This window comes from Lentzea sp. NPDC054927, from assembly GCF_053610285.1.
Window position 1 is genome coordinate 1 of the sequence record NZ_JBSGXZ010000064.1, and the last position, 14,194, is coordinate 14,194.

Annotated in this window: 20 protein-coding genes; 4 read left to right on the forward strand and 16 right to left on the reverse strand. The window is 69.2% G+C overall.

What is annotated here, in order from left to right:
- Nucleotides 1-127 precede the first annotated feature (127 nt).
- The 3 genes from ACWGE0_RS42960 to ACWGE0_RS42970 are packed head-to-tail and all read right to left on the reverse strand — an operon-like array spanning nt 128 to nt 2,951.
- Complete coding sequence (locus ACWGE0_RS42960) at nt 128-394, reverse strand: ACT domain-containing protein (RefSeq protein ID WP_452266632.1); 267 nt, start codon at nt 392-394, stop codon at nt 128-130.
- Nucleotides 394-2,106, reverse strand: coding sequence for an acetolactate synthase large subunit (locus ACWGE0_RS42965; RefSeq protein ID WP_452266633.1), 1,713 nt, complete (start codon nt 2,104-2,106; stop codon nt 394-396). The genes ACWGE0_RS42960 and ACWGE0_RS42965 overlap by 1 nt, the downstream gene beginning before the upstream one ends.
- A 29-nt stretch (nt 2,107-2,135) precedes the next feature.
- Nucleotides 2,136-2,951: an AfsR/SARP family transcriptional regulator gene (locus ACWGE0_RS42970; RefSeq protein WP_319964431.1), complete on the reverse strand. Its 816-nt coding sequence runs from the start codon at nt 2,949-2,951 to the stop codon at nt 2,136-2,138.
- Nucleotides 2,952-3,320: 369 nt separating this feature from the next.
- Here ACWGE0_RS42970 and ACWGE0_RS42975 point away from each other — a divergent pair, with 369 nt between their 5' ends.
- Entirely contained in the window at nt 3,321-4,373 is a 1,053-nt protein-coding gene (locus tag ACWGE0_RS42975) for a sensor histidine kinase (RefSeq protein WP_452266634.1), read from the forward strand.
- Nucleotides 4,374-4,390: 17 nt separating this feature from the next.
- On the opposite strand, the gene ACWGE0_RS42980 is transcribed toward ACWGE0_RS42975, so the two are convergent.
- The 3 genes from ACWGE0_RS42980 to ACWGE0_RS42990 all read right to left on the reverse strand — a co-directional run bounded on the left by ACWGE0_RS42980 (nt 4,391) and on the right by ACWGE0_RS42990 (nt 6,649).
- Nucleotides 4,391-4,996 carry a response regulator transcription factor gene (locus tag ACWGE0_RS42980; protein WP_319964429.1) on the reverse strand — a complete coding sequence of 202 codons (606 nt, stop codon included), beginning with the start codon at nt 4,994-4,996 and terminating at the stop codon, nt 4,391-4,393.
- 315 nt (nt 4,997-5,311) lie between these two features.
- The gene (locus ACWGE0_RS42985; protein ID WP_319964428.1) at nt 5,312-5,992 is read right to left on the reverse strand and encodes an SDR family NAD(P)-dependent oxidoreductase; all 681 of its coding nucleotides are present in this window, start codon (nt 5,990-5,992) and stop codon (nt 5,312-5,314) included.
- Nucleotides 5,993-6,058: 66 nt separating this feature from the next.
- A complete protein-coding gene (locus ACWGE0_RS42990) occupies nt 6,059-6,649 on the reverse strand; it encodes a TetR/AcrR family transcriptional regulator (protein ID WP_452266635.1) in 591 nt (196 codons plus the stop codon).
- Between the two features lie 89 nt (nt 6,650-6,738).
- On the opposite strand from ACWGE0_RS42990, the gene ACWGE0_RS42995 reads away from it, so the two are divergent.
- The 3 genes from ACWGE0_RS42995 to lipA all read left to right on the forward strand — a co-directional run bounded on the left by ACWGE0_RS42995 (nt 6,739) and on the right by lipA (nt 9,178).
- Complete coding sequence (locus ACWGE0_RS42995) at nt 6,739-7,047, forward strand: hypothetical protein (RefSeq protein ID WP_166050559.1); 309 nt, start codon at nt 6,739-6,741, stop codon at nt 7,045-7,047.
- Nucleotides 7,044-7,946 carry an oxidoreductase gene (locus ACWGE0_RS43000; RefSeq protein ID WP_452266636.1) on the forward strand — a complete coding sequence of 301 codons (903 nt, stop codon included), beginning with the start codon at nt 7,044-7,046 and terminating at the stop codon, nt 7,944-7,946. Before ACWGE0_RS42995 ends, ACWGE0_RS43000 begins: the two co-directional genes overlap by 4 nt.
- A gap of 230 nt (nt 7,947-8,176) precedes the next feature.
- Nucleotides 8,177-9,178 carry a lipoyl synthase gene (gene lipA, locus ACWGE0_RS43005; RefSeq protein ID WP_452266637.1) on the forward strand — a complete coding sequence of 334 codons (1,002 nt, stop codon included), beginning with the start codon at nt 8,177-8,179 and terminating at the stop codon, nt 9,176-9,178.
- Nucleotides 9,179-9,229: 51 nt separating this feature from the next.
- On the opposite strand, the gene ACWGE0_RS43010 is transcribed toward lipA, so the two are convergent.
- Genes ACWGE0_RS43010 through ACWGE0_RS43055 form a run of 10 tightly spaced genes read right to left on the reverse strand, consistent with a single transcriptional unit; the run spans nt 9,230 to nt 14,190 of the window.
- On the reverse strand, nt 9,230-9,886 hold the full coding sequence (locus tag ACWGE0_RS43010) for an ESX secretion-associated protein EspG (protein WP_452266638.1): 657 nt from the start codon (nt 9,884-9,886) through the stop codon (nt 9,230-9,232).
- Nucleotides 9,886-11,085, reverse strand: coding sequence for a WXG100 family type VII secretion target (locus ACWGE0_RS43015; RefSeq protein WP_452266639.1), 1,200 nt, complete (start codon nt 11,083-11,085; stop codon nt 9,886-9,888). The genes ACWGE0_RS43010 and ACWGE0_RS43015 overlap by 1 nt, the downstream gene beginning before the upstream one ends.
- A complete protein-coding gene (locus tag ACWGE0_RS43020; protein WP_452266640.1) occupies nt 11,085-11,390 on the reverse strand; it encodes a hypothetical protein in 306 nt (101 codons plus the stop codon). The genes ACWGE0_RS43015 and ACWGE0_RS43020 overlap by 1 nt, the downstream gene beginning before the upstream one ends.
- 55 nt (nt 11,391-11,445) lie before the next feature.
- Complete coding sequence (locus ACWGE0_RS43025) at nt 11,446-11,985, reverse strand: alkaline shock response membrane anchor protein AmaP (RefSeq protein WP_452266641.1); 540 nt, start codon at nt 11,983-11,985, stop codon at nt 11,446-11,448.
- Entirely contained in the window at nt 11,982-12,500 is a 519-nt protein-coding gene (locus ACWGE0_RS43030; protein ID WP_452266642.1) for a DUF6286 domain-containing protein, read from the reverse strand. The genes ACWGE0_RS43025 and ACWGE0_RS43030 overlap by 4 nt, the downstream gene beginning before the upstream one ends.
- Nucleotides 12,497-12,826 (reverse strand): Asp23/Gls24 family envelope stress response protein, encoded by a 330-nt coding sequence (locus tag ACWGE0_RS43035; RefSeq protein WP_452266643.1) that lies wholly within the window; start codon nt 12,824-12,826, stop codon nt 12,497-12,499. The genes ACWGE0_RS43030 and ACWGE0_RS43035 overlap by 4 nt, the downstream gene beginning before the upstream one ends.
- Before the next feature lie 13 nt (nt 12,827-12,839).
- Nucleotides 12,840-13,016: a hypothetical protein gene (locus ACWGE0_RS43040; protein WP_452266644.1), complete on the reverse strand. Its 177-nt coding sequence runs from the start codon at nt 13,014-13,016 to the stop codon at nt 12,840-12,842.
- A gap of 11 nt (nt 13,017-13,027) precedes the next feature.
- Nucleotides 13,028-13,468 carry an Asp23/Gls24 family envelope stress response protein gene (locus ACWGE0_RS43045; RefSeq protein WP_452266645.1) on the reverse strand — a complete coding sequence of 147 codons (441 nt, stop codon included), beginning with the start codon at nt 13,466-13,468 and terminating at the stop codon, nt 13,028-13,030.
- Between the two features lie 57 nt (nt 13,469-13,525).
- Entirely contained in the window at nt 13,526-13,825 is a 300-nt protein-coding gene (locus ACWGE0_RS43050) for a hypothetical protein (protein ID WP_452266646.1), read from the reverse strand.
- Nucleotides 13,819-14,190, reverse strand: coding sequence for an Asp23/Gls24 family envelope stress response protein (locus tag ACWGE0_RS43055; protein WP_452266647.1), 372 nt, complete (start codon nt 14,188-14,190; stop codon nt 13,819-13,821). The genes ACWGE0_RS43050 and ACWGE0_RS43055 overlap by 7 nt, the downstream gene beginning before the upstream one ends.
- Nucleotides 14,191-14,194: the final 4 nt, after the last annotated feature.

Below are 14,194 nucleotides of genomic sequence, written 5' to 3' on the forward strand. Positions count from 1 at the left end.
TTTTACTCAACCGCCCCCCCCCGATAACTAAACAATTTCCTTCGGGGGCAGCGTATTTTGTTAATAAGACACTGGGGCACCAACAGGAGGGGGCCGGCCCCGGAGGCTTGGGGCAGGCCACTTCCTCTCAGGCGCCGATCTGGTCCCGTGCGGGATCGGCCACCGCCACGACGCTCTTCACGTCGACCAGCCGGGAAAGCTGCTTCACCAGCTGATCGGGAGAACGTCCGGCCGGCAGCCCCACCACCACGTCCATCCTGGAGACGTCGCCGCGCTCGGTGGGATCGAGGCTGAGCGACTCCACGTCGACGCCGCGGGTGGAGAACAGCACCACGACCCTGGACAACGCGCCGGGGACGTTGCGCAGCACCATCGTTAACGCATGTCTGGTCATCACATGTCCTCGTCGAACAGGGGTTTGATGCCGCGGACGGTCATGATCTCGTCGTTCCCGGTTCCCGCTGCCACCATCGGCCACACCTGGGCGTCCTCGCCCACCACGAAGTCGATGACCACCGGCCGGTCGCGCACCTCCACGGCGCGCATGATCACATCGTCCACTTCGGACCTGTCCTCGCACCGCAACCCGACGCAGCCCAGGGCCTCGGCGAGTGCGACGAAGTCCGGTACGCGCTTGTGGGTGGACAGGCCGGTGTTGGAGTAACGGCCGCGGTAGAAGAGGTTCTGCCACTGGCGGACCATGCCGAGGTTGCCGTTGTTGATGACGGCGACCTTGATCGGGATGCCCTCCAGCGCGCAGGTGACGAGTTCCTGGTTGGTCATCTGGAAGCAGCCGTCACCGTCGATCGCCCACACCGCGCGGTCCGGCACGCCGCACTGCGCGCCCATCGCGGCGGGAACGGCGAAACCCATGGTGCCGAGACCGCCGGAGTTGATGAACGACCCCGGCCGCTCGTACCCCACGAACTGCGCTGCCCACATCTGGTGCTGGCCGACACCCGCGGTGTAGATCGCCTCGGGACCGACGAGCGTGCCGATGCGTTCGATCACGTGCTGTGGCGCCAGTTTGCCGTCCGCCGGCCAGTCGTAGCCGAGCGGGAAGCGGTCGCGCAGGCCGTCGAGATATGCCCACCACGACGTGAGCAGCGGAGCCTGCCGCACGGCCGCGTTCAGCGAGATCAGCACGTCGCGGCAGTCACCGACGATCGGCACGTCCGCCTTGCGGTTCTTGGAGATCTCGGCCGGGTCGATGTCGGCGTGGATCACCGCGGCGTGCGGGGCGAACAGTTCCAGCACGCCCGTGACGCGGTCGTCGAAGCGGGTGCCGAGCGCGATCAGCAGGTCGGACTGCTGCAGGGCGGCGACGGCGGGCACCGTGCCGTGCATGCCCGGCATCCCGAGGTGCTGGCGGTGCGAGTCGGGGAACGCGCCGCGGGCCATCAGCGTGGTCACGACCGGGATGCCGGTGCGTTCGGCCAGTGCCCGCAGTTCCGCGGCGGCGCCGGCGCGGACCACTCCCCCGCCGACGTAGAACACCGGGCGGCGGGAGGACGCGATCAGCCCGGCCGCGCGGCGGATCTCGTTGGCCGCCGGCGCCATCCGCGAGGTCGGGACGGGCGGTGCCGGCGTGTACGTCGTTGTAGACGCCAGCACGTCCTTGGGGATGTCGACCAGCACCGGTCCCGGCCTGCCGCCCGCGGCGAGCGCGAACGCCTCCGCGATCACCGCCGGGATGTCCGCCGGATCCGTCACCTGGAACGCGTGCTTGGTGATCGGCAGGGAGATGGAACGGATGTCGGCTTCCTGGAAGGCGTCCGTGCCGATCATCGCCCGGTTGACCTGGCCGGTGATCGCCACGATCGGCACGGAGTCCATGTAGGCGTCGGCGAGCGGGGTGACGAGGTTCGTCGCGCCGGGACCCGACGTCGCGACGCACACCCCGACCCTGCCCGTCGCCTGTGCGTAACCCGAGGCGGCGTGCCCGGCCCCCTGTTCGTGCCGCACGAGCACGTGCCGGATCTTCACCGAGTCCAGCAGCGGGTCGTACGCCGGCAGGATGGCCCCGCCGGGAATGCCGAAGATCACTTCACAACCGGCGTCCTCGAGCGCGCGGACCAGCGAACTCGCACCGGTGACGGTATCCACTTTTTCTGCTCTCCCCGGTCGAGTGCGGATCAACCGGCGAGCTGGCGCTCCAGCTGAAGTGCGGACGTCGGACCGTTCAGCGTGGGCTCGGAGCTGAGGATCGCGCACTGCAGCTGGCGCAGGCGCTCCGACGGCTCCAGGCCGAGCTCCTCGATCAGGGTGTCGCGCAGCGACTGGTACGCCTCCAGGGCACGCCACTGACGACCGGCGCGGTAGAGGGCGAGCATGTACTGCGCGCACATGTTCTCGTGCATGGGGTGCTGCGCGGTGAGCACGGACAGCTCGCTCAGCAACGACTGGTGCTTGCCCAGCCGCAGGTCCGCCTCGATCCGGGACTCCAGGACGCCGAGCCGCGACTCCTGCAGCCGCGTGACCTCCATGCCCAGCCGCACACCGATCTGCACGTCGACGAGCACCGGCCCGCGCCACACGTCGGTGGCCGAGCGCAGCAACCGCGACGCGGACTCGAGGTCACCGACCTCCAGCGCGCGCTGACCGGCGACGGCGAGCCGCTCGTAGCTGCGCACGTCGATGGTCTCCGGCGCGACGTCGAGCATGTACCCGCCGTAGCGGGTCACGAGGACGTTCTTCGCGGCGCCCGCACTGCCCTCCGGCAACGCGGCCTCGATGCGCCGGCGCACCTGGAGCACGTATGTCTGCAATGTGGTGAGCGCGCTTCTCGGCGGCGTCACCCCCCAGAGTTCTTCGATCAGCGTGGGCACCGTGACGACGTGCCCGGCCTGCAACGCGAGCAGGGAGAGCACCTGCCGTGGCTTGACGGCGCTCGGCGTGATCGAGATGCCGTTCTCCCGTGCCTCCAGCGGTCCGAGAACTTTGATCTCCATGATGGGAGCCCTCCCCAGTTCCAGTTTCAGCGGCGGCTTGCTGTTGTCGTGCCATCAAGTTCACCTGAGCGGGGCTATCGAACGCCACGTAGCGCGGCACGACTCCGAGATGGCGAACTACCGCTGCCGATGTGAGATATTCACGGGGCCGGACGTACCCAAACAAATCCTATGGGTAACCGCTTGAACACCCGTCGTGAGCAGCACGATAAATACTGGTCCTTTCGAGCGAAATTTGCTGAAACCAGGAACTCCGGCAGTATCATCTGTACCGGTTCAGAACTAGATCGAGACGGGACCGCACTGTCTAGCATTTGCCCTGGGTTCGCCGAGAAGCCGCAGGAGCGAGCTCGGTCCCTTGGGGGAATCGTGAATGAGTGGTCCGAACCGGCGAGACCCGGCGGGATCATCCACGCCGCAGTAGTGGGCATCTGCCTGGCCGACCTGGCGCGGCTGCTTCTGATCGACCGGGAAACGACTCATTCCGCCATATATCTCATCGCATTGGCCTTGGTTCTCGCACTGCAGGCCCTCCAATTCGGCCAACTGAACGCGCCCACCCGCCGCATCGCCCTCGCGGCACAGGCCGTGCTCGCGTTCCTGCCGTACCTGCTGGTCGGCCACATGTGGATCGCCGCGCCCGGTCTGGTGGCCGGCAACGCACTGGCCCTTTTCCCGCCGATCGCAGGCTGGATCGCATTCGGCCTGACAGTCGCCGCGACGGCCCTCCCGCAAACCCCGGCCTCGGTGCTGGAAGCCGTGATCGTGACGACCGCGACGGGCCTGCTCATCTCCGGCATCGCGTTCCGCCGGCACGCACCACCCGAGCAGGCAGGGGCCGCACTGGCAGCTGAACGCCTCCGCCTCGCCCGCGACCTGCACGACCTGCTCGGCTACAGCCTCAGCGCGATCAAGCTGAAGAGCGAGCTGGCCCACCGCCTCATCGCGGAGCATCCGGACCGCACCCAGGAGCACCTCGCCGACATCTTGGACATCGCCGGACGCGCCCTCACCGACGTGCGCTCACTCGCCCGCAGCTACCGCCGCCTGTCGCTGTCCGACACCTCGGTCTCGGCGAAGACCATGCTGGCGGCCGCGAACATCGACGTCCGTGTAGAACTCGACCACAGCCCGCTGCCGGAGGAGATCGAGACCGTGCTGGCCACGGTCCTGCGCGAGGCCGTCACCAACGTGCTGCGCCACAGCGACGCCGAGAACTGCGCGATCACCGTCAGCCAGGCCGACGGCGCGGTGAAGCTCGACGTCGTGAACGACGGCGCCACCGACCGCCCGATCTCCTCCGACTGCAACGGCGTCCGCAACCAGGCCGAACGCGTCCAGGCGGCAGGCGGCGTCTTCGTCGCCCGCCACGTGGGCACCGACCGCTTCCACGTGCACGCCTCGATCCCGACCGCGGCCTGAGCCGGACCTGGACCAGGTCAGAACCAGCCGGCCTTGCGGGCGATGCGCACCGCGTCGACGCGGTTGCGGGCGTCGAGCTTGCCCGTCGCCGCCGTCAGGTAGTTGCGGATGGTGCCGACCGACAGGAACAGCGTCGTGGCGATCTCCATGGCGTCCGCGCCGTCGGAGGCCAGCCGGAGCACTTCGAGCTCGCGCGGCGTGAGCGGGCACTCGTCGGTGTCCCACGCGGAGAGCGCCAGCTGCGAATCGATGACCCGGCGGCCGACGGACACCCCGCGGATGGCGTCGGCGAGTTCGTTGACGGGGGCGTCCTTGAGGATGAAACCGTTCACGCGGGCGTTGAGCGCGCGACGCAGGGTTCCCGGCCGGCCGAGACTCGTCAGGATCAAGGTGCGCGTACCGGGAGCCGTGTCGTGGATGACCGTCGCGGCGGAAAGGCCGTCCATACCCGGAAGGTCGATGTCGAGGACGGCGACGTCCGGCTGGCTCTTTGCGACGGCGGGCACGATTTCGTCACCCGTCGCCACCGAGGCGACCACCTCTATATCTGGTTCGAGATTCAACAAGGCGACCAATGCGCCCCGGACCATTTGCACGTCCTCGGCGAGTAAGACCCTGATCATCATCAGCCCCCTTGCTGGGTCCCCCTGCCCACTTTTCGAGTTTTACACTCGGTCACCGTGCCGGACAAGCATTTGAGCTGAGCGCAGTTTTTACTACTCCGAATGCGCTAGGTGCAATTCACGATGCCTATAGGCTGATGACGTCCAGTCACTGGGCGCTGACAGATAGACACGACTCCGGTCACGCACGAGCGGAACTCCAGCGACCCGCATTACGGCAGCAATACCCCTTCACGTCACATGTGTGAACAGGCCCGGCAACGAGACCGGCCCGGCCGAGGACTTCGGCCGGGCCGGGACACCGCGACGAATCCGTCAGCGCGTCTCTCCCCACCGCTCCAGCAGTTCCAGCCCGCCGTCGACGGTGATCACCTGACCCTGGATCCACGCGGCCTCGTCCGCGCACAGCAACGCCACCGCGTTCGCCACGTCCTCCGGCAGCGTCACCCGGCCGGACGGGCTCTTGATCGCGAGCCGGTCCACCAGCTCGGGGTCGATGTTCATCGGGCCGTTGTCGATCACGGTCGTGACGACCGCGTTCACCGCCACCCGGTACCAGGCCATTTCCAGCGCCAGCGTGCGGATCACCCCGTGCACCGGCGTCACCGTGTAGCCGGCGACGACGACGCGGCCACCGTCGACGAACGCCTTCGCGAGCGGTTCCACGACGTTCAGCAGCGGCGTCATGTCCGGGGAGACCGCGTGGTGCACGAACAGGTCGAGCCGCCCGCGCTCCAGCTTCACCTGCTCGAGCAGCACGCGCACGGCGTTCTCGTCCTGGATGTCCAGCGGCACCACGGACGCCGAGCCCGGCTTGCCGCCGAGCACGAGCAGGGCGCGTTCGGCGTCGACGTCGCCGGGGGACGTGGTGATGATGACGTGTGCGCCGTTGTCGCAGAGCTTGCTCGCGATGGCAAGGCCGAGACCATGCGTTCCCGACGTCACCAGAGCGATCTTGCCGTCGAGTCCCAGGCGCGTGTTGACCGGTTCGATCATGATGCTGACCACCTCGTTGTCCTCGTGGTGATCGACGTTGCGCCCGGCCGCTAGGGCCGAACTCGACTACTTCTTGCGCAAACCCTCCAAAACGCGCAGGATCGCGCGTTCGACCTCTCGCCCGGTGCGCTTCGGATCGGACGAACTCGCGATGGTGCTGGCCCCCGCGGAGAGCGCTCCGAACAGCAGCCGGGCCATGATCTCCACGGGCAGGTCGTCGATCTCACCGGCGTCCACCAGCAGCTGCACGGCCGTGCGCAGCAAACCGAAGCTGAAGTGCTCTTCCGCCTCACGCCAGCGTTCCCAGCCCATCACGACCGGCGCCTCGTGGACGATGATCCGCTGGTACTCCGGCTCCAGGCACTTGCGGACGTACGCCCGCAGACCCGCGGTCGCCGTCTCCCACGCGTCACCCTCGGCGGTCACCACCGCGGTCAGTGATTCGATCGACCGGGTCTCGACCTGCGTGAAAGCCGCCTCGAACAACGCCTGCTTGCCACTGAAGTGGTGGTAGAGCGCGCCTTTGGTCACGCGGGCGCGTTTGACGACCTCGTCGAGCGAGGTGCCGGCGTACCCGCGCTTGGTGAAGAGGTCCACCGCGCTGTCGACGAGCGCCTGCCTGGTCGACTCCGAGTACTCGGCACGTCGTGTTCGCACGGCCGAAACGTATCTCACATACCGTCGGTACGTACCGGTGGTATGGTCGTGTCATACCGAGGGTATGCGAGAAACCGGGGGTACGAGACATGGGCTGGACAGACCACTACCGCCGCCGTGACGCGCTCGACGCCGTGCTGCGCGACGCCCGCCGCGACCCGTCCGCACCGCTGATCGTGGATCCGGACGTCTTCGGGTCGCTGCACGAACTCCTGCTGGCGCTCGACCACCGCTGGCAGAACAAGCTGACCGCGCGCATGGAAGCCGCCGCGCTGGAAGGTCCCGTCGACGAGCACGTCGTCACCGCGGAACTGGCCGCCGACGAGCCGGTGTTGCGAGCGGTACTCGACGCACACCTATCGCTCGGCAGTTACCGAACGGTAGGAATGACTCCATGAGTCGTTGGACCGAAGCCGACATCCCCGACCAGACCGGCCGCACCGTCCTGGTGACCGGCGCGAACTCCGGTCTCGGCCTGCGCACCGCCCAGGTGCTCGCGGCCAGGGGCGCCCACGTGATCATGGGCTGTCGCTCGGTCCAGCGAGGTCAGACGGCCAGGAAAGCCGTCGCCGGGTCCGCTGAGGTCCTCGAACTCGACCTCGCCGACCTCAGCTCGGTGCGCGCCGCCGCCGACACGGTCTCCGGCAAGGTCGGCGGTCTCGACGTGCTCATCAACAACGCGGGCATCATGGCCGTCCCGAACGGCCGGACCGCGGACGGCTTCGAGCGCCAGTTCGGCACCAACCACCTGGGCCACGCCGCCCTGACATGGCTGCTGCTGCCCGCACTGAGGCAACGTCCAGGCGCACGCGTCGTCACGGTCGCCTCTCTCGCGCACCAGTACGGCCGCATCGACTTCGACGACCCGAACTGGGAACGTCGCCCGTACAGCTACCGCGGCTCGTACGGCCAATCGAAGCTCGCCAACATCCTGTTCGCACGTGAGCTGGAACGGCGTTCATCGGACGTGACGTCCATCGCCGCACACCCCGGCATCACGGTCACCGACCTGACCGACAACATGGCGAGCGCGCACAACTCGTTGTTCCTGCGCCTCGGCGGCAAGATCAGCCACCTGTTCTCGCAGTCCGTCGAGATGGGCGCACTGCCGCAGCTCTACGCGGCGACCTCCCCCGACGCACGCGGCGGTCAGTATTACGGCCCCGACAGCTTCAACGGCATGCGCGGCTACCCCGCCGTCGCGCGGATGACCGCGGCCGCCCGTGACGACCTCGCCGCGAACCGCCTGTGGGAGCTCACGATCAAGCTGACCGGAATCGCTCCAGATCTTCCGTAGGGGTGCCGGCGCCTTCGCCTGGGGGGAGTTGGGAAGGCACCGGCGGACCCGGTCGTCACCTCCGGGCCGGGAACATCTTCAGCCGATCTGTGTTGTTCATGTTCGACGTGACGTGCGTAAACAACAGATCGTGAACAACGACCGCTCCACCAAAAGCCCGGTTTCAGCACTTACCCTCGCTGGGATGTGCGTGACGCCGGACACGCGGGGACGCAGCGTAGGGTGATGACGTGACTGTGGTACCTGAGGGTCGGAAGCTGCTGCGGCTCGAGGTCCGCAACAGCCAGACGCCGATCGAGAAGAAGCCTTCGTGGATCAAGACGCGGGCGAAGATGGGCCCCGAATACCGGGAGCTCAAGAGCCTCGTCAAACGCGAAGGCCTGCACACGGTCTGCGAAGAGGCGGGCTGTCCCAACATCTACGAGTGCTGGGAAGACCGCGAGGCCACGTTCCTGATCGGCGGCGAGCAGTGCACCAGGCGCTGCGACTTCTGCCAGATCGACACGGGCAAGCCCGCCGACCTCGACCGCGACGAACCCCGCCGCGTCGCCGAGTCGGTCCAGGCGATGGGCCTGCGCTACTCCACCGTCACCGGCGTCGCCCGTGACGACCTGGAGGACGGCGGCGCGTGGCTGTACGCCGAGACGGTCCGCCAGATCCACGAGATGAACCCCGGCACCGGCGTCGAACTGCTGATCCCGGACTTCAACGCGGTCCCGGAACAGCTCGCCGAGGTCTTCGAGTCCCGCCCCGAGGTGCTCGCGCACAACCTGGAGACCGTCCCGCGGATCTTCAAGCGCATCCGCCCTGCCTTCCGCTACGAGCGCTCCCTCGAGGTGATCACCAAGGCCCGAGAGTTCGGCCTGGTCACCAAGTCCAACCTGATCCTCGGCATGGGCGAGACCCCCGAGGAAGTCACCGAGGCGCTCAGCGACCTCCACGACGCGGGCTGCGACATCATCACCATCACCCAGTACCTGCGCCCCTCCCCGCGCCACCACCCGGTCGAGCGCTGGGTGAAGCCGGAGGAGTTCGTCCAGCACAAGGAGACGGCCGAGGAGATCGGCTTCCTCGGCGTGATGGCGGGCCCGCTGGTCCGCTCCTCCTACCGCGCCGGCCGCCTCTACGCCGAGGCGAAGCAGAAGCGCGGCGAGGACCTGCCGGAGAACCTCCAGCACCTGCTGACCGTGTCGGCGTCGCAGGAGATCACCAGCCTGCTCGCACCCCGCTAGCCGCACACGTGTGAAGGCGGGTCGGCATTCGTGCCGGCCCGCCTTCGGCGTTCAGACGGCGATGCGGCGGATCCACTCGGTGATGATGTGGCGCGTGGCCGGGGTGGCGTGCACCCAGCGCTGGCCCCGGCTGTCGGCGTACCGGACCACCAGCCAGCGGCCGTCCGCGCAGTCGATCGTGCTGACGAACGACTCCGAGCGCCGGCGCCGCCCGTACCTGTCGCGCCGGGCCGAGTAGAGCTTCGCGGCGCCGGTGCGCGGGCGTTGCATCAGCTCTGCGAGGCCCCGCGAGCTCTGGGCATCCTCCGCGCGGGCGTTGATCGACGTGCCGCGGCCCGGCGGCATCTCCGGCAGATGTGCCGCGAGGGTGGCCGACGGGTCGCCGTCCAGAGTCTGGAGGCGCACGTAGCCGTTGTCCCGGAGCGCGACGACGCCGTACCGGCCGGCGATGGCGGCGACGACCGGCAACGTGTCCTCGCGGTTGAAGGCGATCCAGCCGAAGCACTCGAAGTCCGCGAACGCCAGCACGCGCAGCGCCTCCAGCGTGTCGTCGACCTGCACGCCCTCCCGGTGCAGCGCCTGCTCGACTTCCCGCGGGTTGGTCTCGGCCGGTGGCACGTGCAGCACGGTGTGGTGCTCGCCGAGGTCGTCGTAGTGCCACAACACGTCGAACGCCATGTCCGACAACACCACCGGTGCGCGCAACATCAGCCCTCCCCGATCACGGGTGCCACGGTGCCGGGCAGCTGACCGATGAGCGCGTCCGGCTCGTCCTCGAGGTACACGGTGCGCTTGTGCTCCTTGTCCTCCACCTCACGGCCGTGCGCGCCGGGTGCACCGAACCCACCCATGGCCGGCGCACCGACCTTGCCCACCGCACCGCGCGCACCCACCGTCGCGGGAGCGTTGGGCAACGTCTTGCCGACCACGGCAGAACGATCGGCCGGATCCAGGGAACCCCTCTGGCCCCTGGTGCCGGTCGGATCGCCGATGCCCGGCAGCACCGGGGTGCCGCCACCTCCGGACAGGTGATCGCCCTTCGGAACGCCGGACTTGTGCGCGCTGTCCTTGCCCGACTGCGGACGCGGCGCGATCGGCATGCCGCCCGCCATCCCCGGCGCGTCGGCGACGGTCGTCCTGTCCCCCGGCTGCTTCGGCGCGCCGGGACCGGGCAACGTGGGCGTCTGGGCAGCACCCGATCCACCGCCAGGTCCGCCGCCGGCGTTGCTCGCCCCGGTCTTGTCGCCGCCACTCCCCGTCGACGGCGACGCCGACGCCTTGTCCCCTGCGGCCGACTCGGCTGACGAGGGCGACGTGGCACCCGCGTCGTTCACCTGCGGCGGCGCTGTGCTCGCCGACTTCACGCCGGACGCACCCGCGGCCTGGACAGCGGTGTTCGCGGTCGGCGCGCCGGCCGGCCCCTGGGGCATCTGCGGCAGCGTCGCCTGGTTCTGGCCGGTGAGCCCGGCGTACTCGCCGTAGACGCGGCGGTTCTGCGCGTCGGCCTCGAACCACTCCTTGCGCGCGACCTCGTTGTCGGTGTCCCACGGCGTGAGCTGGTCGACGAGGTTCAGCTCCGGCGGATCGGGCGTCGCCATCGGCAGCACCAGTTCACGGAACCTGCCGTAGTCCTGCGCCTGGGTCCGCAACGACACGTCGGACTTGTCCAGGGTTTCCTGCGCGCGTCGGAGAGCCTGTTCGATCGGCTGCACGGCCTGAGCGGCCCGGTCCGACGCCTTGCCCTTCCAGACGCCCTGCATCTCCGCGGTGAGCCGCTGCAGTTCCTCGCCGAGTTGCTGGATGCGCGCCCGCGACGCCTTCGACGCGTCCGCCGCCTGGGTCATCGCGGCGGGACTCTCCCCCTGCGACGCGAGCAGGAAGATCTCGTATCCGCTGAGGCCGGCCATCAGTCCTGCACCGCCATGCGCCGCTGGTTGCCCTGCTCGGTCCGCTCGTACTGGTCGACCGACGCCTTCAGCTCGTCGATCCGCGCCTGCAGCTCCTGTTCGAGCTTCGTGACGTCGTCGAGGTGCCGCTGCCCCGCCGCGCAGGCAGCGGTGACGTACTCGGTGGTCGCCGGGTCCGTCATCGGAGGACGGATCTGCGCCAGGAGCCGGCTCTGCTCGTTGACCGACGTCAGGTCTTCCCGCACCTTGCCGTGCCTGCCGACCATGCCCCTGAGGGCCTCGATGGTCACGTCGAAATCGCTCATGCACGCAGAGTGACGCCTCGGCTCCGGGACCCCTCCCAGCCCGCCGGCCGATGTGTCAGTGCACGCGGGCGTCGGTTTTGGAGGAGGTCATCCGGAACTCGACGGTGGCCTGGAGATCGGGCGTGCCGAGTGCCTCACGGAGGCGTGGCAGGCCCTCGTCGTCGATGCGACGGCGGATCCCACGCAGATCCGCGTCGCCATGGGCGCGGACGACGAGGGCCAGGCGCGGCGCGGTGTGCGGGCCGGTCAGCTCCACCTCGACCTTGCGCACACCGGGGTAGGTGGTCACCTCGTCGGCGAACGGCGCGGCGGCCGTCGCCGTGGTGATGCGGGTGGCGCCGGCGTCGTCGGCCCAGCGCCAGGTCGAGACCCTGCGGCGCGGTATCTGGGCGATGAGCCAGCGCAGGCACAGCAACGCGATCACCACCGCTGCGGCCGCGACCACCACCAACACCCACGTTGGCGGCAACTCCGTGCCGGGCACCAACACCGCGTCGCGGTCGATCCTCGGGACGAACCCGAGGTGCACAGCGGCCGCCGCGGCACCCGCGGCCAGCAGGATCAGCCCCAGCAGGCCGAGCAGGAAACGGTTCACGGTGCACTCCTCAGGGCCTTGACCCGCACCACGACCTGCGGCGGCCGGGCCAGGGCGAGCTCGCCGACCCGGTGTTCGAGCGCGGCGCGGACGGCGTCACCGAGACCGTCGGTGACGGAGCGCCGGGTGCGGACCACGGTTTTCACCCTGCGGCGGCGCACCTTCACCGCGGCGGACTCGACGCCGTCGACGTGGGCGGCGGTCCGCAGGGCGTTGCGCAGGCCGCGCACCGACACCGCGGTGTGTTCGTCGAGCGGTGCGGTCCTGGCCCGGCCCGGCACCACCGCGACGAGCAGCAGGACCAGTCCGATGGCCGTGGCGACCCCGCTCGCCACGGCCATCTCAGGCGCTGACCAGGTGGTGTCGTGCAACCAACCAGCCAGCGCGTCGTAGGGCAGCAACGGTGCTTCGCCGAGGGCGAGCTGGATCGCGGACACCGCGACCACGGCCGCAGCGGCCAGCAGGACGAGTGCGGTGAGGGTCGCGGGCAATGCCCGGCGTGAGCGGCGAGTCACACGACCCTCCGCACCGGTGCCACAGGCGCACGCAGCACGCCCACCGAAACGTCCACAACGGACACTTGAAGTCCGGTGAGTGCGCCGACCCGTTCGACGAGGTGTGCGCGCACCCGAGCGGCGGTCGACGCGACCGGCGCCGGGTATCGCAGGTCGAGACGTGCGTCGAGCGCGGCCACTCCCCCGGTCACCCGTGCGGTGACCGCAGCGGCGAGCACGTCCGGCACCTCCAGCGCGGCACGTCCGGCGATGCGGCTCACCGCCCGGTCCGCGACGGTGGTCAGTCCCGGGGCCGAACCCGGCTGCACAGCGAGCGTTGCGGTCATCGTCAGCTCCCTGTCAGTCCCGGTCGCGGCCCAGCAGCTGCGCGAGGTCGAGCTTGCCCTCCGCGACCCGGCCCGCGATCAGGCCGAGTGCGCCGAAGACGAGCACGAGCAGGAACGCGCTGAAGCCTCCGAACGCGGCGACCAGGCCGAGCGCCAGCCCGGTCAGCAGGCCCAGTGCGGTGGTGCTCATGGCGCTCCCCCTCACTGCACGCGGGTGGTCTCGGGCTCTTCGCCCTCGGTGTCACTCGGGATGTGCACGTCGTTGACGTTGATGTTGACCTCGACCACCTCGAGTCCGGTGATCTGTTCGATCGCGGTGATCACGTTGCCGCGCACCGACTTCGACAGTTCGGCGATCGGCACGCCGTACTCGACGACGATCTCCAGGTCCACCGCGGCCTGCTTCTCGCCGACCTCGACCGACACGCCCTGCCCCGCGCTCGCGGTGGCGCCGGGAATGCGGTCGCGCAGCGCGCTCAGAGCACGCGTCGCGCCGCCACCCAGCGCGTGCACACCCCGGATCTCCCTCGCTGCGAGACCCGCCACCTTCTGCACCACGACATCCGCGATGGTGGTCGATCCCTTGTCGGTCACGAGCTTTCCGGCCGCCACACCGTTCTTCTCCGCCGTCTGCGTGCTCATCGCTACCCCTTCCCTCGAAGTGTCCACATCAGAAAGACACGGCTCGCGACGAGAACGTCACGCCCCGTTCAGGTGATCGAGTGCACGTTTGTCCACATCGGTCACCACGATCCGCACGACCGCGTTTTCCCATTGCGTGCCAGCAAGAGCAGCCCGAAGCACCTCACCGGCCTCCGTCAACGGCAGCGGCAGCCGGGTGGCGACGACCCGGACGCACACCAGGGCGTCCTCGACGTCGACGGCCAACTCGTCCAGGTCCCAAGGGATCCACGAGCGAGCGGGCACGGACGCCGGTGTCGACGGCCGCAGCCCGTCCACCTTTTCCAGCGCCTTCAGCAACTCCGCCACGATCACCATGCGACGTCCACAGCGACATCCACTGCGACATCCACGACGATGACGAGCACGGACTCCACCCCGACACCGGTGAGCTCCGGCACGAGCGCGCGCACAGACCGTTGCACCGCACGGGCAACGGCCGCGGCCTGGTCCTCACCCGAGATCGCCACGTCCACCTCCAGCACCGCGGCCGCTCCCGACCACCGCACCCGCACTCCCTCCACGGGCGCGGGCTGCAGTCCCTTGATCTGCTGCCGCGCCGCGCGCACCACCGAACTCACCAGACCCGCCACGCCGGGCTGCACGCGCACGCCGGCGACCTGCTCGGCCGCGTGCACCGCGACCGCCGCCACCGCCGGGGCGGACACGACTGTCTCGATCACTCGC